This is a genomic window from Rhodococcus sp. RDE2, from assembly GCF_020885655.1.
Lineage (GTDB): Bacteria > Actinomycetota > Actinomycetes > Mycobacteriales > Mycobacteriaceae > Rhodococcus > Rhodococcus pyridinivorans.
On sequence record NZ_AP025186.1, the window covers coordinates 3,564,790 to 3,589,576 of the forward strand.

The window sequence follows — 24,787 nt, forward strand, 5'->3', positions numbered from 1 at the left end:
CTCCGCAAACCGCCCGGATCGGGAAGGCACTCCGCTGTTTCAGGTCACAACGAGGTCACCGTCAGTAGACCGGCAACGAGGTGTCGACCTGCTGCGCCCACGCGATCACGCCGCCGTGCAGATGTGTCGCATCCGAGAATCCGGCGCGCGCAAGCACTTCGAGCGCCTCCGCCGAACGGATACCCGTCTTGCAATACAGCACGATCGGGGTGTTCTGCGGCAGGTCGGCGAGGGCCTCACCGGAGAGGATGCGGTCCTTCGGCACGAGCCGGGCACCGTCGATACGGACGATCTCCCACTCGACCGGCTCGCGCACGTCGATCAGCGCGAGGTCGCGGCCCTCGTCGAGCATGCGGCGCAGTTCGGTGGGGGTGACGGCCGATCGCGCCGACGCGGCGGCGTCGGGAACGATGCCGCAGAAGGCCTCGTAGTCGACGAGTTCGGTGACCGGCACCCGTCCCGGATCGCGGCGCAGGGTCACCGTGCGGAACGACATCGCGAGCGCGTCGTAGATCATGAGGCGGCCGAGCAACGGCTCACCGATCCCCGTGATGAGCTTGATCGCCTCGGTGGCCATGACGGTGCCGATGGTGCCGGGCAGGACACCGAGCACACCGCCCTCGGCGCACGAGGGAACCATCCCCGGCGGCGGCGCCTCGGGGTAGAGATCGCGGTAGTTCAGGCCGCGACCGTCGGGGGCGTCCTCCCAGAACACCGACACCTGGCCCTCGAACCGGAAGATCGAACCCCACACGTACGGCCTGCCGGCGAGGACGGCGGCGTCGTTGACGAGATAGCGGGTCGCGAAGTTGTCGGTGCCGTCGAGGATCAGGTCGTACTGTTCGAACAACTGCACGGCGTTGCCCGACTCCAGCCGCGTCTCGTGCAGGCGCACGGTGACGCTGTCGTTGATCGCCAGGATGCTGTCGCGGGCGCTCTCCCCCTTGGGCCGTCCGACGTCGGAGCGGCCGTGGATCACCTGACGCTGCAGGTTCGACGTCTCCACGTCGTCGAACTCGACGATGCCGATCGTGCCGACGCCCGCCGCCGCGAGGTACAGCAGCGCGGGCGAACCGAGCCCGCCGGCGCCGATGCACAGCACCCGCGCGTTCTTCAGCCGTCGCTGACCGGTGACCCCGACATTCGGGATGATCAGGTGACGGCTGTACCGGGCGACTTCCTCGCGACCGAGCTCCGGGCCGGGTTCCACCAGCGGCGGAAGGGATCGGCGCGTCGACGGTGTCGTTGCGGTCACGGGTTCTCCTGTCGCGATGCGTCCTGCGTCACCGTCCATGGTGCCATTGGTCGCTGCCATCCCTGCCCGGCCCGTCGACCCCGGCCCGCGCTTACGCCCGCGGGTACGGCCACGGATTGAACCGGCACCGCGCCCCGTCGGCGGGGACCGCGCCACCCGGGTCCAGGCGCGCGATGTCGTCGTTGGCGGTGCCGAAGGTCTGCTGCATCATGATCGGCGCGAGACCGCCGTCGGTGGTGCACGCATCGTGTTGCGCCAGGCCGATGGCGTGGCCGACCTCGTGATTGACGACGTACTGGCGGTACGACCCGATATCGCCCTGGAAGGCGACGGCTCCGCGCACCCACCGCGCTTCGTTGAGGAACACCCGCTCCATCGAGGGGTTGAAGCACGATCCCTCGAGCGGGATGTCGTAGCCGCATCCTTCGCGGATGGTCATCTGCGAGGTGAGGGAGACCCGGAAGTCCGGCTCGCCGGTGTCGATGCGGCGGAAGGCGACCGCCTGGTCGCCGATCCAGCTCCGCGGATCGGCGAGGGTGCGGTCCACCATGGTCGCGAAGGCCGCGTCGCCGCCGTAACCGGTGGTGTCGATGCCCTCCTCGAGTTCCACCGTGTAGGTGAACACGCGGGTCTGCCCCGCACCGACCTGCCCGGTGGTGCCGGGCACGACCCGCCACTGCCGCGCACCGACTTCCGTGAACGGCCCGCCGTCCGGCAGGGCACCGGACTCGAGCGACTCGGGGAAGGCCCCATCGGGCTGCGGGGCCTCGACGATGATCTCGGTGACCTCGCTCGCGACGACCGGATCGGCGGGCTCCTCCGCTCCTCCCCCACGCGCGGCGTCCCACAGCACGATCAGGGTCACGACGGCGAGGATCGGGACGGCATAGGCGCGCCAGCCGTAGGTGGCGACGAATCTGCCCACGCGGGTCTGCTTGCGGACGTCGCGTTCGGGCCGCGGTCGGCGAGGCGGCCGGTCCGGCCGTCCCACCGGGTCCCACACGGCACGTAGAGGCTGGTGCGACCGGCGACCCGGCTCGGATCGTTCCGTTCCTCGCGACCGGGACGAACCGGACGACGTCGGGGAAGGATCTGTCTGCGAGGAGCCCTGCGGCCCCCTGCTCTCGCGCACTCCTCCACGCTCGATCACGGATGTCAGGATGTCATATCGAGACCATTTCGATATCCGAAGCCTCGAAGGCGTGCCCCCATCCGTGCACCGGGAACGGATACTGGTCGGTAGGCCGGTCCGTTCGATACGCAGGTTCACCTGTAACCTGCAAAGACGAGGAGCGCCGAGGTGGCACACGCCACTATCGGAGTAGTGCAGATTGGGAGCAAGCATGACCGACGTCACCGAACGAGCATCCGGCCGGGGTAACAACGGCAAACGGGGCGCCCGGATGCCGCGTGACGAACGTCGTGCACAGCTGCTCGAGGCTGCCAGTGAGGTCTTCGTCACACGCGGTTACCACTCGGCCGGCATGGACGAGATCGCCGAATGCGCCGGAGTGAGCAAGCCGGTGCTGTACCAGCACTTCCCCGGCAAGCTCGAGCTCTACTGCGCCGTGCTGCAGAACTATGTGGACACCCTCATCAACGGCGTCCGCCAGGCCCTGCGGTCCACGACCGACAACCGCCAGCGTGTGCGTGCCGCGGTGCAGGCCTTCTTCGATTTCGTCGACAACGACAGCCAGGGATTCCGTCTCGTCTTCGAATCGGACCTCATGGGCGAGCCGCAGGTGTCGCGGCGGGTCGAGCAGGCCACCGAGGCGTGCGTCGACGCCGTCTTCGACCTCGTGAGCCACGATTCGGGCCTCGATCCGTACCGGGCCCGCATCCTCGCGGTCGGCCTGGTGGGAACGAGCCAGTTCACGGCTCGTTACTGGCTCGACGCCGCGCGCCCCATCCCCAAGGAGGACGCCGTGGACACCACGGTCGCGCTGGCCTGGGGCGGTCTGAAGCACGTGCCGCTGCAGCCGGAGCTCCGTCGTCGCTGACGACACAGGGGCGCCGTCGCTGACGACAGTGCGGCACCGTCGTCGCTGACGACACATACCGAGAACGACGAACGGGCCGGGGCGACATGCCCCGGCCCGTTCTCGTCGGTCGCTCTCAGTTGGCGGCGAAGCCGACCTTGCCCAGCGTGGCAGGACCGATGTCCACGTAGCTGATCTTGGCGGCCTGCACGAGAACCTTGCGGCCCTTCTCGTCGACAAGGGCGAGCACCCCGTCGTCGGCGCCGTTCAACGCGGCCCGGACGAGCTTCTCCACCTCGTCGGGCGTCTGGTCGCTGACGACGACAACTTCGCGCGGGCTGTCCGCGACGCCGATCTTGACCTCCACGGTGGACCTCCGATTCTCATGCGTTGAAACCGAGCTGGTACTGCTGTCAGCCCCAGGCTAATGCAGTCCGAGCACCGACATCCGCTCGGCGTGCTCGACCTGCATGCGATCGAACAGCGCGGCGATGTTCGTCAGATCGCCGGACGCGAGAATCACCAGCTCGGCGAGTTCCTCGTTCTGCGCGAGGACGTACTGCGCCTGGGTGATGGCCTCACCGAGCAGCCGGCGTCCCCACAACATCAGGCGGTCCTTCTGCAGCGGGCTGCGCTCGACGACCTCGCGGACCTCCTGCACCACGAACTCCGAGTGGCCGGTCTCGGCGAGGACCTCCCGGACCACCGTGGACACCTCGGGAGCGAGCATGTCGGCGATCTCACAGTAGAAATCTGCGGCGATCCCGTCGCCCACGTACGCCTTCACGAGCACCTCGAGCCACGTCGACGGAGTGGTCGAGGCGTGGTAGGCGTCGAGCGCCTTGCGGTAGGGCTCCATCGCCGCGTAGACCTCGACGCCGCGATCGGTGAGCGCCGTGTGGAGTGTCTCGAAATGGCTCATCTCCGCAGCTGCCATGCTTGCGAGCGCGACCCGGCCGCGCAGGGACGGGGAGAATCGGGCGTCCTCGGCGAGGCGGTAGAACGCCGAGATCTCGCCGTACGCGAGCACTGCGAAGAGCTCTGCGACACCGGGGTGATCGGCGGGGACTGCGGGTCCGTCCGGCGTCGCGCCGGACTCGGAGGTGGACTGCGGCGTATCGGCTCCCATGACGACGAAGCGTAGTACTACCTCGTGGAATGCGCCGGAACCGGTACAATGGTTCGGGAAGCCCGCGCTTCGAGCCGCCGACCGTGGCCCGCGAGCTTCCCAGATAATGTGCGCGCACCCGAACTGCGGATCGCTGCCGCGCTTCGCCGAGCCTGGTGGAAACCGCTCGCGCTGAGGTGCAGGCCGGTCGCCTTTCCCCCTCGTGCGTGCGTGCCGAGACCAGGAAGGCCGGACCCCTGAGCAAGATCACCATCGACCACGAAGACGACGCGAGCGAAACCACCGTCTCCGCACAACTCGACTCCACCCACGTACCCCCCACCTTCGGCGAACTCGGTGTCCGCGACGAGATCGTCCGCGCCCTCGCCGAGGTCGGCATCGAACGCACCTTCGCGATCCAGGAACTCACCCTGCCGCTCGCCCTCGCCGGCGACGACCTCATCGGTCAGGCCCGTACGGGCATGGGCAAGACCTTCGGCTTCGGCGTTCCCCTCCTGCACCGCATCGCCACCGAGGGTTCCGGCACGACCACGCTCGACGGCACTCCCCGTGCCCTCGTGATCGTCCCGACCCGCGAACTGTGCATCCAGGTCACCAACGACCTCGTAAATGCCTCCAAGTACCTGCCGGGCAGCCGTAAGTCGGGCCTCGAAGTCCTGTCGATCTACGGTGGCCGCCCCTACGAGCAGCAGATCGACGAACTGAAGAAGGGTGTCGACGTCGTCGTCGGTACTCCCGGTCGTCTGCTCGACCTCGCCAACCAGGGTCACCTGATCCTCGGCAAGATCGGCGTGCTCGTCATGGACGAGGCCGACGAGATGCTCGACCTCGGCTTCCTGCCCGACATCGAGCGCATCCTCACGATGGTCCCCGACCGTCGTCAGACGATGTTGTTCTCGGCCACGATGCCCGGCCCGATCATCACCCTCGCCCGCACGTTCCTGAACCGCCCGACGCACATCCGTGCCGAGGAGGCCGAATCGTCGGCCGTGCACGAGCGCACCCAGCAGTTCATCTACCGGGCGCACGCGCTCGACAAGGCCGAACTGGTCGCCCGCGTGCTGCAGGCCGAGGGCCGCGGCGCCACCATGATCTTCACCCGCACCAAGCGCACGGCGCAGAAGGTGGCCGACGACCTCGTCGAGCGCGGTTTCGCGTGCGGCGCGGTGCACGGCGACCTCGGTCAGATCGCGCGCGAGAAGGCCCTCGACAAGTTCCGCAGCGGCAAGATCGACGTCCTCGTCGCCACCGACGTCGCCGCCCGCGGCATCGACATCGACGACGTCACCCACGTCATCAACTACCAGTGCCCCGAGGACGAGAAGACCTACGTCCACCGCATCGGCCGTACCGGTCGCGCCGGACGCACCGGTATCGCCATCACCCTCGTCGACTGGGACGACGTGCCGCGCTGGCAGCTCATCGACAAGGCTCTCGATCTCGGTATCCCGGATCCGATCGAGACCTACTCGAGCTCCCCGCACCTGTTCGAGGAGCTGAACATCCCGTCCGACGCCACCGGACGCGTCCGCAAGGCCACTCCCGCCGCCTCCGAGAACGGTGAGAAGCGCGAGCGCGTCGAGCGCGAAGCCGGATCCCGACCGAAGCGCAACCGGGTCCGTCGCCGCACCGTCCGCGGAAAGTCGGCCGACGGCTCCGCGACGGATGCCACCGCAACCGGTTCGGACGACTCGGCGAAGGCCGAGAACGGGTCTGCCGCAGCGGAGACGGGTGAGGACACCGGGGCTTCCGCTCCGGCACGTCGTCGCCGTCGTCGCCGTCGCACCCGCTCGGGCGAGGGCCCGGCCGGTCGCGCAGAGCAGCAGGACACGTCGAACGTGGAAGCGGTCTCGACGTCGTCTGCCCGATAACCACGTGCTCGCGCCCGAGCGCCGCACCCGCACCGACCTTCTCGTCGCAGCCGCACTCGTCGTCACCGCTCTGGTGGCGGCGAGTGTCGTCTGGTTGAGCTCGGATGCGCGGGGCACCACGTCGACCACCTGGGACGGCCCCGTCCCCACTCCCGCTGCCGCACAGGCGCTTCCGCGCACTCTCGCCGAACTGTGGCGTGCGCCGAGTACGGCGACGACTGCGCCGGTGGTGTCCGGGGGAACGATCGCCACGGCCGACGGTGGTGCGGTGGTCGGCCGCGACCCGCAGTCGGGCGAGGAACGCTGGCGGTACGACCGCGACCGGGCGTTGTGCGCGGTCACCGAAGCCTGGGGCGACGTGGTCTCGGCCTACCGCGGCCCGCGGGGATGCGGGCAGGTCACCGCGCTCGACGCCGGTAGTGGCGCTCGCGGCGCGCAACGGTCGAGCGACGCCGACGATCCGATCCGGCTCGTCGACGCCGGTTCGCACCTGATCGCCTTCGGCGAGTCGCGTCTCGAGATGTGGCGCTCCGATCTGGTGCGCACGGTCGAGTACGGGCGCGTCGACGCACCGGTGAACCCGAACGCCCAGCCACGATCGGGTTGCGAACTGCTCTCGGCGGATTCGGGCGCCGAAGTGCTGGCCGTCCTCGAACAGTGCGCGAACGAGCCGACCAATCGGCTCACCCTTCTCGATCCCACCCCCGACGACAGCACCAAGCCCGAGGAGTTCGCCTCGTCGGTGCTGCCGGAAGCGGGCGGGGATTCCCGCATCGTCGCGGTGGTCGGCGATCGCACAGCGGTCTATCTGGCCCCGGACGACAACGACGGGCCGCGCATCGAGGTCTTCGACAGCGAGGGCGTCCTCGTCGACACGCACGCCCTGCCGCGTCCTGCCGGCGAATCGGACGACCCCGCCCTCGAGCGCGGCGGCATGCTCGTGTGGTGGACCGGCCGCGACACCGTCGCACTGTCCACCACCGATTTCGCTCCGCAGTGGACCGTCGAGGACACCCTCGGCAACGGCGACATCATGGCCGGTTCGCTGCTTCTTCCCGTCGAGGACGCCCTCGTGGGTGTCGACTCACGGACAGGTGAACCCGGTCCGCGCATCGACGTCGAGCGCGGGGCGGTCTCCACAGTGAACGTCGCTGTCGCCGGGGACGTCGTGGTCGAGCAGCGCGGCGACGAACTCGTGGCGTTGCGCTGACGGCGAGCCGTCCCCGGTAGGTACTGACTGTGGGGCCGGTTCAGTCCGCGACGGCGGTCTCGAAGGTCTCGAGTTCCGCCTCCCCCGACCAGTAGCGCAGCAGGTTCTCGGAGAGCGCCCGGTAGGCCTCGGCGCCCTTGTTCTTGCGTCCCGCCAGCACCGTCGCGCCCGAGGCGGAGGCCTCCGCGAAGCGGACCGTGCGGGGTACGGGCGGGGCCAGCACCGGCAGGTCGTATCGATCGGAGACATCGGCGAGCACGTCGCGGCTGTGCGTGGTCCGCGAGTCGTACAGGGTCGGCAGCGCGCCGAGCAGCTCGAGATCCGGGTTGGTGATCTGTCTGACCTCGTCGACGGTGCGGAGCAGCTGCCCCACTCCGCGGTGGGCGAGTGTCTCGCACTGCAGCGGAACGAGCACGGACCGCGCCGCGGTGAGGCCGTTGAGCGTGAGGACACCGAGGGAGGGCGGGCAGTCGATCACGACGACGTCGTAGTCGTCCTCGACCGACGCCAGGGCCCGCTTGAGGGTGTATTCGCGTCCCGGCTTCATGAGCAGCATCGCTTCCGCACCCGCGAGGTCGATGGTCGCCGGCAGCAACGACATCCCCTCCGCGGTGTCGAGCAGGACGTCCTTCGTCTCGACGCCGCCCACAAGCACGTCGTGCACGGACTGTTCGAGCTTGTCGGGGTTGTGTCCGAGGGAGAAGGTCAGGCACCCCTGGGGGTCGAGATCGACGACGAGCACCCGCCGGCCCAGCGCCGACAATGCGGCCCCCAACGACGCGACGGTGGTCGTCTTGGCGACGCCACCCTTCTGATTTGCCACTGCAAGTACCGTTGCCACGACCCCGATCCTCGCGCACTCGGCGGCGCAGCGCGAGGTGAATCCGCCCACGAGACCGCAGGAGGCAGCCCGTCGTGATCCGCAGAGCCACACCCGAGGACGTCCCCGCGATCACCGGGCTGATCTACGACCTCGCCGAATACGAGAAGGCCCGGCACGAGTGCACCGTGGTGCCCGAGCAGATCCACGAGGCCCTGTTCGGGCCGCAACCCTCGGTGTACGCGCACGTCGCCGAGGAATCCGGTGCGGACGGCACCGAGGGGCAGGTCGTCGGGGTGGCGCTGTGGTTTCGGAACTTCTCCACCTGGGACGGCGTGCACGGCATCTACCTCGAGGACCTGTTCGTCCGTCCCGAACACCGCGGCAGGGGACACGGACGCGCTCTGCTCGCGGCGCTCGCCCACGAGTGCGTGGAGCGCGGTTACACCCGCCTGAGTTGGTCGGTGCTGGACTGGAACGAGCCGTCCATCGGTTTCTACCGCTCGCTCGGTGCCGTCGCTCAGGACGAGTGGACGACGTTCAGGCTCAGCGGCGCCGCACTGCAGGCACTCGGCAGCTGAGCCGGATCACTCGTCGACGTCGGGCGCGTACTCGTGCGCGAGCCACCGCGTCGTGGGCGGGCTGAACAGCAGCACGAGCGTCGGGACCACGACGAGCGCCAGCACGGTGCCGATGATCGGCTGGTGCGAGTCGGTCAACAGCGACCACACCACCGGCAGCAACAACAACTGCGCGAGTACCGCCACGGCACGTCCCCAGCGCACGCCGCGCACGAGCGCGATCCCGCCGGCCAGCACCCCGCCGAACAGGACGAACAGCCACAGCGCGAAGCCGTAACCGTTGGTGACCGACTGATCGTGTTCGCCCGAGGCGGCGCGGATGATCGAGTACACCGCGAACCCCATCGCGACGACGCCCTCGAGGACGACGAGCCAGCCGGCGGCACGCACGGTCGACGGGACGCTGCTGCGAGGTGTTTCGAGAGGCACCCGTCCAGCGTAGTGGACCCGCCGGGCACCACTTAGGCTGATGTTCCGTGCGCGCCCTGCTGATCGTGAACCCGAATGCGACGACGACCACCCCGGCCGGTCGCGACCGCCTCGCTCATGCCCTGAGGGGCCGGCTCGCACTGACCGTCGCGCACACCACCCACCGCGGTCACGCCGCCGAACTGGCGCGCTCGGCGCACGCCGACGGGATGGACGTCGTCGTCGCGCACGGGGGCGACGGCACCGTCAACGAGATCGTCAACGGTCTGCTCGGCCCCTCCCCCGATCGGAGCGCCGATCCGAGCCTCCCGCGACTCGCGGTGGTGCCCGGCGGCTCGGCGAACGTGTTCGCGCGGTCCCTGGGGTTGTCCGCCGATCCGCTCGAGGCCACCGAGCAGGTGCTCGAGTCGTTGCAGGAGGGCAGGACCAGCCGGATCGGCCTCGGCCACTGCGACGGCCGGTGGTTCACCTTCAACGCGGGCCTCGGTCTCGACGCCCAGGTGTGCGAGGCCATCGATCTGAGCCGCGCCGAGGGCAAGAAGGTCACGACGGCGCGCTACGTGCGGCATGCCGTAGCCCGATTCTTCGCGTCGAAGCGGGACGAGCCGGCGCTCACGCTCGAGATGCCCGGATCCGAACCCGTACCGGGGGTGCACTACGCGTTCGTGTCGAACTCGAGTCCGTGGACCTATCTCGAGTCCCGTCCGGTGCACACGAATCCCGGCACCTCGTTCGACACCGGATTGGGTGTGTTTGCCATGACGACGACCCGGGTATTTCCGAGCCTGCGGGTGGTGAGGCAGCTCCTGGCCGCCCGTGGCGAGCCGGCGTCACCGCATCTGGTGCGTGCGGACGATGTCGAGCGCGTGCGCGCCCGGGCCTCGCGCCCGATCGGACTTCAGGTCGACGGCGACTATCTCGGACTCCGCACCGAGGTCGAGTTCGTGGCCGTGCCGTCGATCCTCGATGTCGTCGCGCCCCGCTGACCATCCCCTCTAGCGGGACAGCGACAGAAAGAGAAGCACGAATTCTGTGATTACCACTACCTTCTCGGCTCGAGTGGAGTAGAAATAGGGATTGGCGAACTCGTAGCTCACAACAGCGTGAGCTTCCCCACGATCGTGGCCGATTCTATTGACTCCACGCTCGTTCGTGAAAGCATTCACAAGTAACCGCGCGGAAACACTCCGTGCCACAGGCGTGAACACGCATTGACCGATCAGCCGGTGCACACGCACCATCGAAGGAGAGTAGAAGCATGGACTGGCGCCACAAGGCCATCTGCCGCGACGAGGATCCGGAACTGTTCTTCCCCGTGGGAAACAGCGGCCCGGCTCTCGCGCAGATCGCGGATGCCAAGCTCGTGTGCAACCGTTGCCCCGTCACCGCCGAATGCCTTTCCTGGGCGCTCGAGTCCGGCCAGGATGCCGGCGTCTGGGGCGGTATGAGCGAGGACGAGCGCCGCGCTCTCAAGCGTCGCAACGCACGCACCCGCGCTCGCACGGCGGTCTGAGCAACTCCGACAGACGTTCGAAGGCCCGGCTCCCCCACGGGGAGGCCGGGCCTTCTTACGTGCCCGGACGGAAACGATCAGGCGACCGGCACCTTGCCCAGCGGTAACTGCAGGCGCGCGTCGGTCCCGCCGGCCTCGTTGGACGTCAGCTCCAGCGATCCGCCGAGTTCGGCGGCCACGAGGGTCCGGACGATCTGCAGACCGAGCCGGTTCGACGCCTCGAGGCTGAATCCGTCGGGAAGACCCTTCCCCTCGTCGCGGACCACGACGTCGAGCATGCGGGCCGAACGCTGGGCATTGACGGTGACCGTGCCGTTGACGCCCGGATCGAAGGCGTGCTCGACGGCGTTCTGGACGAGTTCGGTCAGCACCATGACCAGGGGCGTCGCGCGATCGGCGGGGAACACACCGAGATTCCCCTCCCGCAGCACGCGGATCTGGCTGCCCACCGTCGACACGTCGACGACGATGGGGATCAGCTGGTCGAAGACACCGTCGAGATCGACCTCCTCGTCCACGGACATCGACAGCGCCTCGTGCACCAGGGCGATGGACGTCACCCGGCGGACCGCCTCGCCGAGCGCCTGCTGGGCCTCGGCGTTCCCGGTCCGGCGCGCCTGCAGGCGCAGCAGTGCGGCGACCGTCTGCAGATTGTTCTTGACGCGATGGTGGATCTCGCGGATGGTCGCGTCCTTGCTCAGCAGTGCCCGGTCGCGTCGCTTGACCTCGGTGACGTCGCGGACGATCACCGCGGCGCCCCGGATCCTGCCTCCCGGATTCAGGACCAACGCACGGATCAGAACCGTGGCACCGCGTGCCTCGATCTCCATGCGCTGCCCCAGACGGCCCTCCACGGCCCCGCGGAGGTAGTCGGTGACGTCGCGGCTCTCGAAGGGGTCGGTGACCAGTGCGCGGGTCGTCTCCACGAGGTCCTGACCGATCAGGTCGGAGTTCAGACCCATCCGGTGGTAGGCCGACAGCGCGTTGGGGCTGGCGTAGACGACCTTGCCCTCCCGGTCGAGCCGGATGAACCCGTCGCCCGCGCGCGGACTCGACTTGGTGTCCGAGCGCGCCTCCGGTGTGGGGAAGGTGCCCTCGCTGATCATCCGGTAGAGGTCGTCGGCGCATTCGAGATAGGCCGTCTCGAGCGCGCTGGCCGACCGCCGCGACACGCGGGCGGCGTCGCGGCTGAGCACCGCGACGACCCGGCCGTCCCAACGCACCGGCACGGCCTGACGGATGTTGATCCCCGCACCCGGGGCCGACTTGACGTCGACGATCTCCCCGGTTTCGAAAGCCTCACGGACGTAAGGATGTTCGTTGTCGGAGACGAGCGTGCCGACAGCGTCTTCAGGGATGACGGTCGAGGCGGTGGTGGGCCGGCACTGTGCGACGCACACGATTCCGGACGGCGCCGCGTCGACCCACAGGAGGACGTCGGCGAACGACAGGTCGGCGAGCAACTGCCACTCGCCCACGACACGTTGGAGGTGATCGACGGCCGCGCCCGGAAGATCCGTGTACCTCGCGAGCAACGAACTGAGTGTGGACACGGGAACCGCTTTCGTACTCAGACTGTCCGCCGTCAGGAGATCACGGCGATGAGGTCACCCTGCTGGATGACATCCCCGACCGAGACACCGACGGAGGTCACGGTGCCCGCCGACTCTGCGAGCACGGGGATCTCCATCTTCATCGACTCGAGGATCACCAGTGTGTCGCCTTCGGCCACCACGTCACCCTCTCGCACGACGACCTCGAACACGGTCGATACCATCTCCGCGCGTACGTCTTCCGCCATCGAACACCTCGTTTCACGCTCCGGCGGCGGACCTGCCGACAGGACCACTCGACCGCACGTGAAACACTGTAATGAACGAGAAAGGAGATCCCACCATGGGTAAGCGAGGTCGCAAGAAGCGCAGCCGCAAGGGTAACGCCGCCAACCACGGCAAGCGTCCCAACGCCTGAGACGCGGACAGGGGCCGGAAAGCAGCAGCTTTTCGGCCCCTGTCACGTTCGGGGGTCTCGCCCAGCACTCGGTGCGAGTTGAACTCGCCTACGACTCGGTGCGAGTCGAACTCGCCCAGCACTCGGTGCGAGTCGAACTCGCCTACGACTCGGTGATGTCCGTCTCGGTGATCACGACGGTGCGGCGGATCTGCAGCATGAGCCGCTCCCGCAGGCCCTCGGGTGCGTGTTCCCCGCCGCACTTGCGGCTGAGCAGCGATTTGATCTTCTCCTCGATCCCGTAGGCCTCGAGGCAGGTGCCGCACTCGTCGAGGTGCCGCTGCAGCTTCTCGCGGGAACCGGCGTCGCACTCGGAGTCGAGAAGCAGGTAGACGTCCGCGATGACCGCCGAGCAGTCGAGTCGATCGAAGTCGGGTTCGCTCACTGCGGTGCTCCCTTTCCGCTCTCGGTCTGATCCGAAGTTCCGGTTGTCGCGTCCACGGCCTTCTCCCGCATGAAACCGCGATCGCGCGCCACGTCGGCCAACAGGCCCCGCAACTGCTTGCGACCCCGGTGCAGTCTCGACATCACGGTGCCGATCGGCGTCCCCATGATCTCGGCGATCTCCTTGTAGGGGAACCCTTCGACGTCGGCGTAGTAGACGGCCATGCGGAACTCCTCGGGAAGCTCCTGCAGCGCCGCCTTGATGTCGTCATCGGGAAGCGCGTCGAGCGCCTCGACCTCCGCGGATCGCAGACCGGTCGACGAATGCTCGGCCGTGGCTGCGAGCTGCCAGTCGGTGATCTCGTCGGTCGGGTACTGCGCGGGCTGCCGCTGACGCTTCCGGTACGAGTTGATGTAGGTGTTGGTGAGGATCCGGTACAGCCAGGCCTTGAGGTTGGTGCCCTCGCGGAACGACCGGAAGGCGGAGAACGCCTTGATGTAGGTCTCCTGCACGAGGTCCTCGGCGTCGGAGGGATTGCGGGTCATCCGCAGCGCAGCGCCGTAGAGCTGATCGAGCAGGGGAAGTGCATCCCGCTCGAACCGCTCGGTCAGTTCTTCCACAGACTCCTCGATCACACCGATCCCTTCATCGACGCCTGTCGAGAAGGCTACCGGTCCGACGGCGTCCGGATCGGCGGGACGTCCGGCGGCGTCCGGTCGAGGCGGGCACAGCACTGCCACGAATTCTCCGATCGTCGGGTGTCGGGTGGCCGGTGGATCCACCCGTCGGTGTGCAACGCCGTACCCACCGCACTTGTTCCCCCCCTCCGGTTTCCTAGAGTGATCGGATGGCCTCGACATCCACTCCCGCGACGGTGTTGCTGAAGCGCGAGAAGGTCGCGCACCGGGTCCACGAGTACGCACACGACCCGAGATCGTCGTCCTTCGGCGCCGAAGCCGTCGAGGAACTCGGCGCACGCCTGGGGGTCTCCCCCGAACAGATCTTCAAGACGCTGGTGGTGTCTCTGTCGGACGGCAAGCTCGCCGTCGCGGTGATCCCGGTCCCGGCGACGCTGTCGCTCAAGGCCGCAGCGGGGGCGCTGGGCGGCGGCAAGGCCGTGATGGCCGAGCACACCGCCGCCGAACGCGCGACCGGATACGTCGTCGGTGGCATCTCCCCGCTCGGGCAGCGCAAGCGTCTGCGCACCGTGATCGACGCCTCCGCCGAGCAGTGGGACCGGATGCTGTGCAGCGCGGGCCGCCGCGGGCTCGAGATCGAACTGGATCCGCGCGATCTGATCCGGCTGACCGGCGCGGTCGTGGCACCGATCACGGCCGGGCCGTAGGGCACCGATCACGGCCGGGCCGTAGGGCCCCGATCACGGCCGGGCCGTAGAGTCCGGTGGCGTCTACAGCAGCACCATCTGGTCGCCGGCACCGTCGTCGGGTTGCAGCAGTTCGGGGCCGTTGTTGCGGATGCTGTTGACCTTCGCGGACACGCGGCGGATCTCGATCGCCGAGATCGCTTCGACGCTCGGCACGATCAGATCCGGATGGCCGAGACTGTCGGGGTCGAGCCACGCATCCCACCGCTCCGGCGGGAGGATCAGCGGCATCCGCTCGTGCACGTTGCCGAGTTGCTCGACCGACTGTGCGGTGAGGATCGCCGTACTCGACAGCGGCGGCGCCTTCGGGTTCCGCGGGTCGCGCCACTCCGCCCACACCCCGGCCATGCAGATCCGCGATCCGTCGGCCGGCGCCATGAAATACGGCACCTTGCGGGGTCTGCCGTCCGGCGCGGGTTCGACCTGCCATTCGTACCAGCCGTCCATCGGGACGAGGCACCGCTTGTGGCGCAGCGACCGCGCGAAGCTCGGCTTGGTGGCGACCGACTCGGATCGTGCGTTGATCAGCGGTGCGCTTCCGCCGACCTCCTCGGCGAACGGCGGCACGAGTCCCCAGCGCATGCGGCGGATACGGCGGCGGACGGGACCGTCGGGATCCTCCCCGTCGTGCCGGGCGACGACGGTGAGCACCTCGGTCGTCGGCGCGACGTTGTAGTCGGGCCCGCGCTCGTCCCGGCCGCCGTCGCCGGTCTCGTCGAGTGCGTCGAGTTCGACGGCGAGCGTCGCCGGGTCGGCCGTGGAGACATACCTTCCGCACATGCCGTCGAGTGTGGCATCGCCGGGTGACGGAACCGACACCGGCGCGCACCGGGTGGGCGAGGGTGCCCGCACCGGTGCGGATGGGCGAAGATGGTCGGGTGAGTCTGTGGAGAGCACCCCGCGCCGTGTCCCCGGTTCGAGCGTCGGTGACGCTGCCGGGATCGAAGTCGATCACCAACCGTGCCCTGATCCTGGCCGCACTCGCCGACGGGCCGTCCACCCTGACCGGCGCACTGCGCAGCCGCGACACCGACCTGATGATCGGGGCCCTGCGCACTCTCGGCGCGACCGTCACCGAACGCGACGGCGGCACCACCCTCGACGTGACCCCCGGACCCCTGCGCGGAGGCGACGTCGCCTGCGGGCTGGCCGGCACCGTCATGCGGTTCGTACCGCCGCTGGCAGCACTGGCCGACGGCGACGTGCGCTTCGACGGCGACGAACAGGCCCGGGTCCGCCCGATGAGCACCGTGCTCGACGCCCTGCGCGCCCTCGGCACCGACATCGACGGCGACCGGCTGCCCTTCACCGTGCACGGCCGGGGCTCGGTGCGCGGCGGTTCCGTCACCATCGACGCGTCCGCGTCCTCGCAGTTCGTCTCGGGTCTGCTGCTGTCCGGTGTCGCCTTCGACGAGGGTGTGGTGGTCCACCACGCCGGCGAACCGGTGCCGTCGATGCCGCACATCGAGATGACGGTCGAGATGCTCCGCACGGCCGGAGTCCCCGTCGACACCTCCGAGGCCGACACCTGGCGGGTGCCCCCGACGACGATCAAGGCCGTCGACGTCACCGTCGAGCCCGATCTGTCGAACGCGACTCCCTTCCTCGCGGCGGCGGCGGTCACCGGTGGTGTCGTCTCGGTGCCCCTGTGGCCCGAGTCGACCACCCAGGCCGGCGACGCGATCCGCGGCATCCTCGAGCAGATGGGCGCCGAGGTGACCTGGGCCGACGGGACGCTGACCGTGCGCGGCCCGGACGAACTGCGGGGCCTCGACGTGGACCTGCACGACGTCGGTGAACTGGCGCCGACCGTCGCGGCCCTCGCCGCGGTCGCCGCCTCGCCCTCCGACCTGCGCGGCATCGCGCACCTGCGCGGTCACGAGACCGACCGGCTCGCGGCCCTCGCCACCGAGATCGGCCGTCTCGGCGGTTCGATCACCGAGACCGAGGACGGACTGCACATCGAGCCGGCTCCGCTGCACGCCGGCATCTGGCACTCCTACGCCGACCACCGGATGGCCACGGCCGGGGCGATCCTCGGGCTCGTCGTCGACGGGATCGAGGTCGAGGACATCGGCACCACCGCCAAGACCCTCCCCGACTTCGAGGGTCTGTGGGAGTCGCTGCTGACGGGGAGCGACTCCTGAGGCGGCGGGAGTACGACGAGTCCGACGTCCGGGTCCGTCCCGGGCGCGGCTCGCGGCCGCGCACGAAGGACCGCCCGGCCCACCGCAATGCCGAGGAGGGCATGGTCGTCTCCGTCGACCGGGGGCGATGGGGTGTCGCGCTCGGCGGTGATCCCGATCGGATCGTGACGACGATGCGGGCACGTGAGCTCGGCCGGACCCCGATCGTGGTGGGCGATCAGGTGGGTGTCGTCGGCGATCTCTCCGGTCGCCCCGACACGCTCGCGCGCATCGTGCGGGTCGAGGACCGCAGCACCGTCCTGCGGCGCACGGCCGACGACACCGATCCGTTCGAGCGCATCGTCGTCGCCAATGCCGAACAGTTGCTCATCGTGGTCGCGCTCGCCGATCCCCCACCGCGGACCGGACTCGTCGAACGCGCGCTCGTCGCTGCCTATGCCGGCGGTCTCGCTCCCCTGCTGGGACTGACCAAGAGCGACCTCGCCGATCCCGACGAGTTCGCCGCGCACTTCGCGGATCTCGACATCCCGGTGCTGCTCGTCGGTCAGGACGACGATCTCACCGCCCTGCACGAGCGGATCGACGGTCGCGTGACCGCCCTGATCGGGCACTCGGGGGTCGGCAAGTCGACACTGGTGAACCGGCTCGTTCCCGACGCCGACCGCGCCACCGGTGAGGTCTCCGGGGTGGGCAAGGGACGGCACACCTCCACCCAGTCGGTGGCCCTGCACCTACCCGAGAGCGGGTGGGTCGTCGACACCCCGGGCATCCGATCGTTCGGGCTTGCGCACATCGGGCCCGACGACGTCGTCGCGGCGTTCGGGGACCTGGCCGAAGCGGTCGAGGACTGCCCGCGCGGATGCACGCATCTCGGCCCGCCCGCCGATCCCGAATGCGCCTTCGACTCGTTGGAGGGCAAGTCGCACAACCGGGCGATGGCCGTGCGCGAGTTGCTCACGGCGCTCGCGTCCAACGACCCCTGGTGAACCGCCGAACCCCGGCCGAACGCACCGAACCCCGGCACCGTGTGGTGCCGGGGTTCGTGCTCGTTCTCGTGACCGTCAGCGCATGCCGAGCGCGCGGCGGATGAATCCACGCTTGCGGGTCTTCTCGATGGTGGTGGCCAGACCCACGCGGCGACCGGTGGCCGGATCGATCTCCGGCGCTCCGCCGAAGCCCCGCTCGGAAGCGGTCTCCGGAGCGGCGTCGCGGTCGTCCTTGAGGTACTTGTCGGGCAGCGACAGCTTGGCGATGGTGCGCCACGACTTCCAGTACTGCACCGCGAGCGGACCCGTGGTGTACGGCAGGTCGTACTTCTCGCACAGCTCACGCACGCGCACCGCGATCTCCGCGTACCGGTTGGACGGCAGGTCGGGGTAGATGTGGTGCTCGATCTGGTAGCTCAGGTTGCCGGTCATGAAGTCCATGACCTTGCCGCCGGAGATGTTCGCGGAGCCGAGCATCTGACGCAGGTACCACTGGGCACGCGTCTCGGTCTCGATGTCCTGCTTCGTGAACTTCTCCGCACCGTCCGGGAAGTGACCGCAGAAGATCACCGCGTTGGTCCAGATGTTGCGCACGAAGTTGGCCGTGGCGTTGGCCTTCATCGTGGACTTCCACGACTTGCCGGTGAGCGCCGGGTAGATCACGTAGTCCTTGAGGTGCTGCTTGCCGAGCTTGGCGAGCACCTCCTTGCCGCGTGCCTTGGTGAGCTCGCGGTCGTCGCGTCCCTGGATGACCTTGCCGAGCTCGAGCAGCTGGATGGCGATGCCGTACTGGAACAGCGCTGCGAGGATGGCGTTGTACGCGACGTTGCCGAGGTAGAACGGCTTCCATCGCTGGTCGCGGGTGACGCGCAGCAGGCCGTATCCCACATCGTCGTCCATGCCGAGGATGTTGGTGTACTTGTGGTGCAGGTAGTTGTGGGTGATCTTCCAGTGCGCCGACGGGTCGACGTTGTCCCACTCCCAGTTGGCCGAGTGCACCTCGGGGTCGTTCATCCAGTCCCACTGCCCGTGCATCACGTTGTGCCCGAGCTCCATGTTCTCGATGATCTTCGACAGGGAGAGCATGCCCGTGCCCAGCAGCCACAGCGGACGCTTGTTCGAGCCGAGCAGCACGAGGCGCCCGCCGATCTCGAGGCCGCGCTGCAGCCGGATCGTGTTGCGGACGTATCGAGCGTCGCGCTCACCGCGGGACTCCTCGATATCGCGCCGGATGGCGTCGAGTTCGCGGCCGATGGCCTCGACGTCCGCCTCCGTCAGGTGCGCGTACTCCTTGACATCCGATATCGCCATGCGGGCTACTCTACCGTAGGTTACGGGCCCGTAGGTTAGCCGAATTCGGAGCTGTGTCGCGAATCACACAGTGGCGGAAGGTCGCGATTCACCACTGCGACGACGACGCTCTGCTACCGCATGCTCGGCGTGGACCCGCAGCGCCGTGAGCAGACCCCGGCGACGTCCGGTGGACGCCTCGGTGACCACCGCGGGCACGTCCGGGCGCCACCTGTCGAACTTGCGCTCGGAGGAGGTCTCGGGGGCGTCATCGGCCGTCGCCTTGAGGAACCGGTCGGGCAAGGCGAGCTTGTGGATCGTGCGCAGGGCGAGCCAGTACTGCCGGGCGAGCGAGCCGGTCGTGTACGGCAGGTCGTACTTGCCGCACAGCGCCCGCACACGGGCGGCGATCTCCGGGTAGCGGTTGCTCGGCAGGTCCGGGAACAGGTGATGCTCGATCTGGTAACTGAGATTCCCGGTGAGGAAATCCATCGCACGCCCACCGGAAATGTTTGCGCTGCCGAGCAACTGGCGCAGATACCACTCCCCGCGCGTCTCGTTCTCGTAGTGCTCGGTCGTGAACTTCTCTGCGCCGTCGGGGAAGTGGCCGCAGAAGATCACGAGATACGCCCAGATGTTGCGGATCACATTAGCGGTGAGGTTCGCCGACAACGTGCTGCGCCAGGCCGGGCCGGTGAGCGCCGGGAAGAACACCAGGTCCTTGACGATCTGCCGGCCGGCCTTCGCCGCGAATTCCTTGTTGGGCCCCGAATTCCACTGCGCGGGCGGGACGCCCTCGAGTTCCTTCTTCGCCGAGAGGTCGTGCAGCGCGATCCCCCACTCGAAGGTCAGCGCGAGGACGATGTTCGCGATCGGCTGCGCGAGATTGCGCGGACGCCACTTCTCGTCGCGCGTCATCCGCAGGATACCGAATCCCACGTCTTCGTCCATGCCCACGATGTTCGTGTAGGTGTGGTGCGCGTAGTTGTGGGCGCGCTTCCAGTGCTCGGACGGACCGGTCTGATCCCATTCCCACGAGGTCGAGTGGATCTCGGGGTCGTTCATCCAGTCCCACTGCCCGTGCATCACGTTGTGCCCGAGTTCCATGTTCTCGATGATCTTCGCGAGCGACAGCGCAGCGGTACCGATGATCCAGCGCGACCGTCGACGCGAACCGAACAGCGCGCAGCGTCCGACCACCTCCAGCACACGCTGCGCACGGATGACGGAATGGATGTAGCGGGCGTCCCGCGGGCCGCGCGAATTCTCCACATCCCGTCGAATCGCGTCGAATTCGTTTGCGAGAGCAACGATATCGTCTTCGGTCAGATGCGAGAACGCGCGGATGTCGGTGATGGCCAAGCGGGATCCTTCGGAGATTGCTGTCGGTGTCTACACGTCCAGTGTGCAGTCGCCGGCAGCGGCGGAGATGCAGGTCTGGACGCGCTCGCCCTCTGCGTGCTCCTTGCCGGATCGCAGATCGACGACGTGCCCCTTCTCGAGCGGCACAACACAAGTCTGACAGATTCCCATGCGACAGCCGAAGGGCATCAGCGCACCGACGCTCTCACCGGCCTCGAGAATCGTCGTGGCGCCGTCCACGGTGACGGTCTTGCCGGACTTCGCGAACGTGATCGTTCCACCCGATCCCGAGGTGTCGGCGCGGCTGACGGCGAAACGCTCGAGGTGGACCTGATCCTCGATACCCTCCGCGGTCCAGTGCGCGGTGATGTCGTCGAGCATCTGCTGGGGACCGCACGCCCAGGTCTGGCGCTCGCGCCAGTCGGGGCACACCTCGTCGAGCTCGGAGAGCGCGAACTTGCCCTTCTCACGGGTGTGACGCACGTGCACCCGGAAGCGATCGTGGGTGGCGTCGAAATGCTCCAGTTCGGACCGGAACATCACGTTCTCGGCTGTCGGCGCCGAGTGGATGTGCACGACGTCGGGCAGGTCGAGTTCGCGTTCGACCGCGCGCCGGTCGAGCGTCCGCAGCATCGACATGATCGGCGTGATGCCACTGCCGGCCGTGAGGAAGAGGATCTTCGCCGGCGGCGGGTCGGGCAGGACGAAATCGCCCTTCGGGGCCGCGAGGCGCACGACGGTGCCCTCGGGGACACCACCGACGAGGTGGCTCGACAGGAAGCCCTCGGGCATCGCCTTCACGGCGATGGAGATGACCTTGTCGTCCCAGGTGGGCGAGGAGGTCAGCGAGTACGAGCGCCAGTGCCAGCGACCGTCGATGTGCAGACCGATGCCGATGTACTGGCCGGGCGCGTATCCGAAGTCGAAGCCCCAGCCCGGACGGATGACGATCGTCGCGGAATCGGGGGTCTCCTGACGCACCGAGACGACGCGACCGCGCAGTTCACGGGCGGACCACAGCGGGTTGACCAGATGCAGGTAGTCGTCGGGAAGCAGAGGGGTGGTCAGCCGGGCCACCGCGCCACGCAGGACGTTGGAGAGCGACTTCTCCCCTGGCGCGACGTGTGCCGCAGGCTTCTCGATCCATTCCTTCAGGCCCATCCGACCGTTTCTCCTCACTCCGGTTACGCCTCCGTAGGTTATCAGAGGTTACGGAAGCGTAGGTTGAGCAGGAGACGGCCGTCACACCGATGACGTGGCGATATGCGAGGTCAGAGCAGTTCGAGCAGGAAGGGCAACTCCTGCGCCGCGTACCACGCCAGTTCGTGGTCCTCCGCGTCGCCGAGGACGAACTCGGCCTCCTCGTCGCCCAGTTCGGCCGCATCGACGATCTCGCGTGCCCGCGCGACGTCGGCCTCCGCCTCCTGCAGGTCGATGTGCACCGACGCGACCGCACGCATCGTGATCGGACCGGTGAGCTTGACGACCGCGTCGTCGAGATCCGGGCGCGGCTTCACCTCGTCGACGTCGGCGGCGATCACCACCCGACGGGACGCGAAGGACGGATGATCGTTCGGCTCCTCCGAGCCGAGCAACCGCAGCGACGCGCGTGCCGCCTCGGCCATCGCGACCTCGGCGAGTTCCTCGTCGTCGCCCGCCGTATACGCCTCGCGCAGAGCGGGGGTCACCGCGAAGGCCGTTCGGCCCACCGCGTCGACCTCACCGTCGGCGACGAGGCCCTGCAACATCGCGAGCGTTGCCGGTACATAGACACGCGTCACTTCTCACCTGCCGGCATCCGTCAACTCCTCGAGAGATTCCTGGATCAGCGTCGCTGCCACGTCCACATCGGGCATCGCATCACGATCCGCATTCAAACCGTAGTAGATCTTGCCGTCGTAGGACGTCAACGCGATGCTCAAGGACTGATTCTTCAGCAGCGGCGAGACCGGGAAGATCTCGAGCAACCGGGCCCCGGTGAGGTAGAGCGGGTGCTGCGGACCCGGCGCATTGGTGATCATGAGGTTGAACATCCGCTGCGAGAAACCCATCGCGACCCTCGCTCCCACCGCGTGCATCGTCGCCGGAGCGAAGCCCGACAAGCGGACCATCGTCTGCGCCGCCACGCGCCGCCGTTGCCGCGAGTAGGCCTCGCCGGCGTGCGCGATGTGCGACAACCGGACCACCGCGTTCGGCTCCCCCACCGGCAGATCCAGCAGGAAGGACGACACCTCACCCTGCGGGTGCACCTGGATCGTGTCGTTGTCGCCGCAGTCGTCCGGATCCTGGGTGTAGACCGACATCGGGACCATCGCCCGCACCACGGTCGCCTCGGTCACCGGTTCCCCGCGGGAGAGCAGCCAGTAGCGCAGCGCCCCCGCGAGGACCGCGAGCACCACGTCGTTGATCGTGCAGCCGTAGCGGGAGTGGATCTTGCGGTAGGGCTCCAGATCGGAGCGCACCACGGAGAACCGGCGGCTCCGCGAGATCTGCGTGTTCAGCGGAGTCTCGGGCGCCGATTGCGCAGCCGTGCGGGCGATCCTGCCCACCGCGTCGACGGTCTCGGTGAGCGTCGCCGTGAGATCGCCCACGGCCGATCGCACGGCGGCGATCCCCTCCCCCGGGCGCGCGACGAGTTCGGCGAGCGCTCCGACGAGCAGAGCGGACTCCGACGGTTCGCGTTCGGGCATCCACAATTCCTCGGGGACCTCACGCGGCACCGGCTCCTTGTCGAAGAGTACCTGGACGATGTCGAGGGCCTCCTCGCCGTCGACGAGCGCCGAATGCGACTTCGTGAACAACGCCACCCGATCGTTCGCGAGTCCCTCGACGAGGTACATCTCCCACAGCGGTCGCGTGCGGTCGAGCGGCCTCGAGACCAGACGCGCGACGAGGTCGTGCAGCTGTTCGTCGGAGCCCGGCTTCGGCAGCGCGGAGCGTCGCACGTGGTAGGTGATGTCGAAGTCGCGGTCGTCGACCCACACGGGTCGCGAAAGCCCGAATGCGACCTCCCGCACCTTCTTCCGGTAGCGGGGCACCTCGGGCAGTCGCTGCTCGACCAACCGGAGCACGCTCTCGTAGTCGAGACCGCCCTCGGGGGGTTCGAGGATCGCGAGCGACCCGACGTGCATCGGCGTGTTGCTCGTCTCCAGGTAGTAGTACGACGCGTCCTGCGCTGTCATCCGGCTCGTCATCGACCCCGTTCCCCCTCCTGACCCGAACCTCCCGAGCGCCGCCACCACGACCCGGCGCCCTCCGTGGCTCCGCTCCCGATCTCCTCGGGATCGAGATCGAAGAGTACGGCCAGTTCGCCCGGCGCGTCGTGTGAACCATCATGGTGTACGCCGACCATCCCCGCAGCGGCGGCGCCTCGCACGTTGCCGACCGAATCGTCGACGAAGACGCACTCGCCGGGTTCGAGGTCCAGCAGCCGGGCGACCAGCAGGTAGCTTTCGGGATCCGGTTTGGCGACACGCGCGTCCCCCGAGAGCACCACTCGATCGACGAACGGGCCCTCGAGATCGCGCAGCCACTGCGCGCCGGGCCCACCGGGGTCGTTGCTCAACAGAGCGGTCCGCACACCGCGTGCACGCAGGACCGTCACCGCCGCGCCGAACGTGCCGGGGTCGCTTCCCGGCCCGACCAGGACGCCACCGACATCGAGTACGAGTCCTCGCATCACGACACCACCGTAGGTCCCGGACGTCCCGCTCGCGCAGCGCAACCCGTGCGCGTCGAACCGGGACCGTCTTCCGGAAATGTGGCATCATGTGCGCGGTTCGTCCTCTCCCGAACCGCTTCACCGGCACGGTGTCGACCGTGCCGATCCCATTCTCATGCCCTTCGGGAGAGCCCATGTCGCATCACACCGGGCGCTACGTGCGCCGCCTCACCCGCCTCGAACCCCCGGTCGAGGCACCCTGCCAACACCCCCGCAGCCACGTCACCCGTCGGCCCACGCCGCACGACGGACGCTCGGGGCGCGCCCCGGTCCACCGCGACGGAATCGAACGTCCGGCGGTTGCCCGAGGCACCGAAGGTCCGGTCGCGACACCGGGTGACCGGCCCGCGATCGTGCTCGATCCGGGTGTCGTGCGGGTCGCGGAGACGGCGGTGCGCCTGGTCCTCGAAGTGGTCGACGGCCGCCGCCCCGCCGTGCAGTCCACCGCGGTCCTCGATCCACGTCTGGTCGCGACGATCACCGCGGGCCGGCCTCCGCGTGCAGGACGCAGCACCGCGGTGCTGCTGCGGACACGAGTTCGTCCCGTCGACGCCGACACCGTGGAATTGTTCGGCAGCTACGGCCGCGGGGACCGGGTGTTCGCCTTCGCCGGCCGCATGGTGCGCAAGCGTCCCCGTCCTCGTGCTCCGCACCGCTGGACGATCACGACCCTGTGGCTCGGGTGAGCCACAGGGTCGTGGGGTGATCGCTCCAT

Annotated in this window: 28 protein-coding genes; 11 read left to right on the plus strand and 17 right to left on the minus strand. The window is 68.5% G+C overall.

The window, feature by feature from the left end; translation table 11 throughout:
• Nucleotides 1–61: 61 nt before the first annotated feature.
• Complete coding sequence (moeZ, locus tag LPH33_RS16615; protein ID WP_237451125.1) at nt 62–1,294, minus strand: adenylyltransferase/sulfurtransferase MoeZ; 1,233 nt, start codon at nt 1,292–1,294, stop codon at nt 62–64.
• A 52-nt stretch (nt 1,295–1,346) separates the two neighbouring features.
• The gene (locus tag LPH33_RS16620) at nt 1,347–2,405 is read right to left on the minus strand and encodes a DUF3152 domain-containing protein (RefSeq protein ID WP_419957080.1); all 1,059 of its coding nucleotides are present in this window, start codon (nt 2,403–2,405) and stop codon (nt 1,347–1,349) included.
• A gap of 193 nt (nt 2,406–2,598) precedes the next feature.
• Between LPH33_RS16620 and LPH33_RS16625 the strand changes: the two genes are divergently transcribed.
• Nucleotides 2,599–3,255 carry a TetR/AcrR family transcriptional regulator gene (locus LPH33_RS16625; RefSeq protein WP_120279840.1) on the plus strand — a complete coding sequence of 219 codons (657 nt, stop codon included), beginning with the start codon at nt 2,599–2,601 and terminating at the stop codon, nt 3,253–3,255.
• Between the two features lie 115 nt (nt 3,256–3,370).
• On the opposite strand, the gene LPH33_RS16630 is transcribed toward LPH33_RS16625, so the two are convergent.
• Nucleotides 3,371–3,601, minus strand: coding sequence for a DUF3107 domain-containing protein (locus LPH33_RS16630; RefSeq protein ID WP_006550244.1), 231 nt, complete (start codon nt 3,599–3,601; stop codon nt 3,371–3,373).
• A gap of 57 nt (nt 3,602–3,658) precedes the next feature.
• Nucleotides 3,659–4,363 (minus strand): ferritin-like fold-containing protein, encoded by a 705-nt coding sequence (locus LPH33_RS16635; RefSeq protein WP_016693373.1) that lies wholly within the window; start codon nt 4,361–4,363, stop codon nt 3,659–3,661.
• A 206-nt stretch (nt 4,364–4,569) separates the two neighbouring features.
• On the opposite strand from LPH33_RS16635, the gene LPH33_RS16640 reads away from it, so the two are divergent.
• A complete protein-coding gene (locus LPH33_RS16640; RefSeq protein WP_160874247.1) occupies nt 4,570–6,234 on the plus strand; it encodes a DEAD/DEAH box helicase in 1,665 nt (554 codons plus the stop codon).
• A gap of 4 nt (nt 6,235–6,238) precedes the next feature.
• The gene (locus LPH33_RS16645) at nt 6,239–7,444 is read left to right on the plus strand and encodes a hypothetical protein (RefSeq protein ID WP_160874249.1); all 1,206 of its coding nucleotides are present in this window, start codon (nt 6,239–6,241) and stop codon (nt 7,442–7,444) included.
• 40 nt (nt 7,445–7,484) lie between these two features.
• Here the strand turns inward: LPH33_RS16645 and LPH33_RS16650 are convergent, their stop codons facing one another.
• Nucleotides 7,485–8,285, minus strand: a complete 801-nt coding sequence (locus tag LPH33_RS16650; protein ID WP_160874251.1) for a ParA family protein — start codon at nt 8,283–8,285, stop codon at nt 7,485–7,487.
• A gap of 74 nt (nt 8,286–8,359) precedes the next feature.
• Between LPH33_RS16650 and LPH33_RS16655 the strand changes: the two genes are divergently transcribed.
• Nucleotides 8,360–8,845: a GNAT family N-acetyltransferase gene (locus LPH33_RS16655; RefSeq protein ID WP_160874253.1), complete on the plus strand. Its 486-nt coding sequence runs from the start codon at nt 8,360–8,362 to the stop codon at nt 8,843–8,845.
• 6 nt (nt 8,846–8,851) lie between these two features.
• Here LPH33_RS16655 and LPH33_RS16660 read toward each other — a convergent pair whose 3' ends face one another.
• Nucleotides 8,852–9,274, minus strand: coding sequence for a hypothetical protein (locus tag LPH33_RS16660; protein WP_026061396.1), 423 nt, complete (start codon nt 9,272–9,274; stop codon nt 8,852–8,854).
• A gap of 47 nt (nt 9,275–9,321) precedes the next feature.
• On the opposite strand from LPH33_RS16660, the gene LPH33_RS16665 reads away from it, so the two are divergent.
• The gene (locus LPH33_RS16665; protein WP_016693379.1) at nt 9,322–10,260 is read left to right on the plus strand and encodes a diacylglycerol/lipid kinase family protein; all 939 of its coding nucleotides are present in this window, start codon (nt 9,322–9,324) and stop codon (nt 10,258–10,260) included.
• Between the two features lie 272 nt (nt 10,261–10,532).
• The gene (locus tag LPH33_RS16670; RefSeq protein WP_006550236.1) at nt 10,533–10,787 is read left to right on the plus strand and encodes a WhiB family transcriptional regulator; all 255 of its coding nucleotides are present in this window, start codon (nt 10,533–10,535) and stop codon (nt 10,785–10,787) included.
• A 77-nt stretch (nt 10,788–10,864) separates the two neighbouring features.
• Here LPH33_RS16670 and LPH33_RS16675 read toward each other — a convergent pair whose 3' ends face one another.
• Together LPH33_RS16675 and LPH33_RS16680 are read right to left on the minus strand one after the other, a co-directional pair.
• Nucleotides 10,865–12,340 carry a sensor histidine kinase gene (locus tag LPH33_RS16675; protein ID WP_229565179.1) on the minus strand — a complete coding sequence of 492 codons (1,476 nt, stop codon included), beginning with the start codon at nt 12,338–12,340 and terminating at the stop codon, nt 10,865–10,867.
• Between the two features lie 32 nt (nt 12,341–12,372).
• Nucleotides 12,373–12,588 carry a biotin/lipoyl-binding carrier protein gene (locus LPH33_RS16680; protein WP_006550234.1) on the minus strand — a complete coding sequence of 72 codons (216 nt, stop codon included), beginning with the start codon at nt 12,586–12,588 and terminating at the stop codon, nt 12,373–12,375.
• A gap of 95 nt (nt 12,589–12,683) precedes the next feature.
• Here LPH33_RS16680 and LPH33_RS26995 point away from each other — a divergent pair, with 95 nt between their 5' ends.
• Nucleotides 12,684–12,758, plus strand: coding sequence for a 50S ribosomal protein bL37 (locus tag LPH33_RS26995; RefSeq protein ID WP_022597109.1), 75 nt, complete (start codon nt 12,684–12,686; stop codon nt 12,756–12,758).
• Nucleotides 12,759–12,900: 142 nt separating this feature from the next.
• Here LPH33_RS26995 and rsrA read toward each other — a convergent pair whose 3' ends face one another.
• Both rsrA and LPH33_RS16690 read right to left on the minus strand, forming a co-directional pair.
• The gene (gene rsrA / locus LPH33_RS16685) at nt 12,901–13,182 is read right to left on the minus strand and encodes a mycothiol system anti-sigma-R factor (RefSeq protein WP_145693157.1); all 282 of its coding nucleotides are present in this window, start codon (nt 13,180–13,182) and stop codon (nt 12,901–12,903) included.
• Nucleotides 13,179–13,823, minus strand: a complete 645-nt coding sequence (locus LPH33_RS16690) for a sigma-70 family RNA polymerase sigma factor (RefSeq protein ID WP_390889799.1) — start codon at nt 13,821–13,823, stop codon at nt 13,179–13,181. The genes rsrA and LPH33_RS16690 overlap by 4 nt, the downstream gene beginning before the upstream one ends.
• A 206-nt stretch (nt 13,824–14,029) precedes the next feature.
• Here LPH33_RS16690 and ybaK point away from each other — a divergent pair, with 206 nt between their 5' ends.
• Nucleotides 14,030–14,527 carry a Cys-tRNA(Pro) deacylase gene (gene ybaK, locus LPH33_RS16695; RefSeq protein WP_229565181.1) on the plus strand — a complete coding sequence of 166 codons (498 nt, stop codon included), beginning with the start codon at nt 14,030–14,032 and terminating at the stop codon, nt 14,525–14,527.
• Nucleotides 14,528–14,590: 63 nt separating this feature from the next.
• Here the strand turns inward: ybaK and LPH33_RS16700 are convergent, their stop codons facing one another.
• Complete coding sequence (locus LPH33_RS16700) at nt 14,591–15,346, minus strand: SOS response-associated peptidase (RefSeq protein ID WP_229565183.1); 756 nt, start codon at nt 15,344–15,346, stop codon at nt 14,591–14,593.
• Nucleotides 15,347–15,426: 80 nt separating this feature from the next.
• Here LPH33_RS16700 and aroA point away from each other — a divergent pair, with 80 nt between their 5' ends.
• Nucleotides 15,427–16,713 (plus strand): 3-phosphoshikimate 1-carboxyvinyltransferase, encoded by a 1,287-nt coding sequence (aroA, locus tag LPH33_RS16705; RefSeq protein WP_229568369.1) that lies wholly within the window; start codon nt 15,427–15,429, stop codon nt 16,711–16,713.
• A complete protein-coding gene (rsgA, locus tag LPH33_RS16710; protein WP_160874263.1) occupies nt 16,680–17,699 on the plus strand; it encodes a ribosome small subunit-dependent GTPase A in 1,020 nt (339 codons plus the stop codon). Before aroA ends, rsgA begins: the two co-directional genes overlap by 34 nt.
• Nucleotides 17,700–17,774: 75 nt before the next feature.
• Here the strand turns inward: rsgA and LPH33_RS16715 are convergent, their stop codons facing one another.
• From LPH33_RS16715 to LPH33_RS16740, 6 genes are all read right to left on the minus strand, one after another.
• Complete coding sequence (locus tag LPH33_RS16715) at nt 17,775–19,010, minus strand: fatty acid desaturase family protein (protein ID WP_059382247.1); 1,236 nt, start codon at nt 19,008–19,010, stop codon at nt 17,775–17,777.
• A 63-nt stretch (nt 19,011–19,073) separates the two neighbouring features.
• Complete coding sequence (locus tag LPH33_RS16720) at nt 19,074–20,351, minus strand: fatty acid desaturase family protein (protein ID WP_160874265.1); 1,278 nt, start codon at nt 20,349–20,351, stop codon at nt 19,074–19,076.
• A 30-nt stretch (nt 20,352–20,381) separates the two neighbouring features.
• Complete coding sequence (locus LPH33_RS16725) at nt 20,382–21,512, minus strand: ferredoxin reductase (RefSeq protein ID WP_160874267.1); 1,131 nt, start codon at nt 21,510–21,512, stop codon at nt 20,382–20,384.
• A gap of 110 nt (nt 21,513–21,622) precedes the next feature.
• Nucleotides 21,623–22,132 (minus strand): DUF6912 family protein, encoded by a 510-nt coding sequence (locus LPH33_RS16730; RefSeq protein WP_016693392.1) that lies wholly within the window; start codon nt 22,130–22,132, stop codon nt 21,623–21,625.
• A gap of 3 nt (nt 22,133–22,135) precedes the next feature.
• Complete coding sequence (locus LPH33_RS16735) at nt 22,136–23,545, minus strand: WS/DGAT/MGAT family O-acyltransferase (RefSeq protein ID WP_160874269.1); 1,410 nt, start codon at nt 23,543–23,545, stop codon at nt 22,136–22,138.
• Nucleotides 23,542–24,030, minus strand: a complete 489-nt coding sequence (locus LPH33_RS16740) for an HAD-IA family hydrolase (protein WP_037190660.1) — start codon at nt 24,028–24,030, stop codon at nt 23,542–23,544. Before LPH33_RS16740 ends, LPH33_RS16735 begins: the two co-directional genes overlap by 4 nt.
• A 176-nt stretch (nt 24,031–24,206) precedes the next feature.
• Between LPH33_RS16740 and LPH33_RS16745 the strand changes: the two genes are divergently transcribed.
• Entirely contained in the window at nt 24,207–24,758 is a 552-nt protein-coding gene (locus LPH33_RS16745; RefSeq protein ID WP_160874271.1) for an Rv3235 family protein, read from the plus strand.
• Nucleotides 24,759–24,787 lie beyond the last annotated feature (29 nt).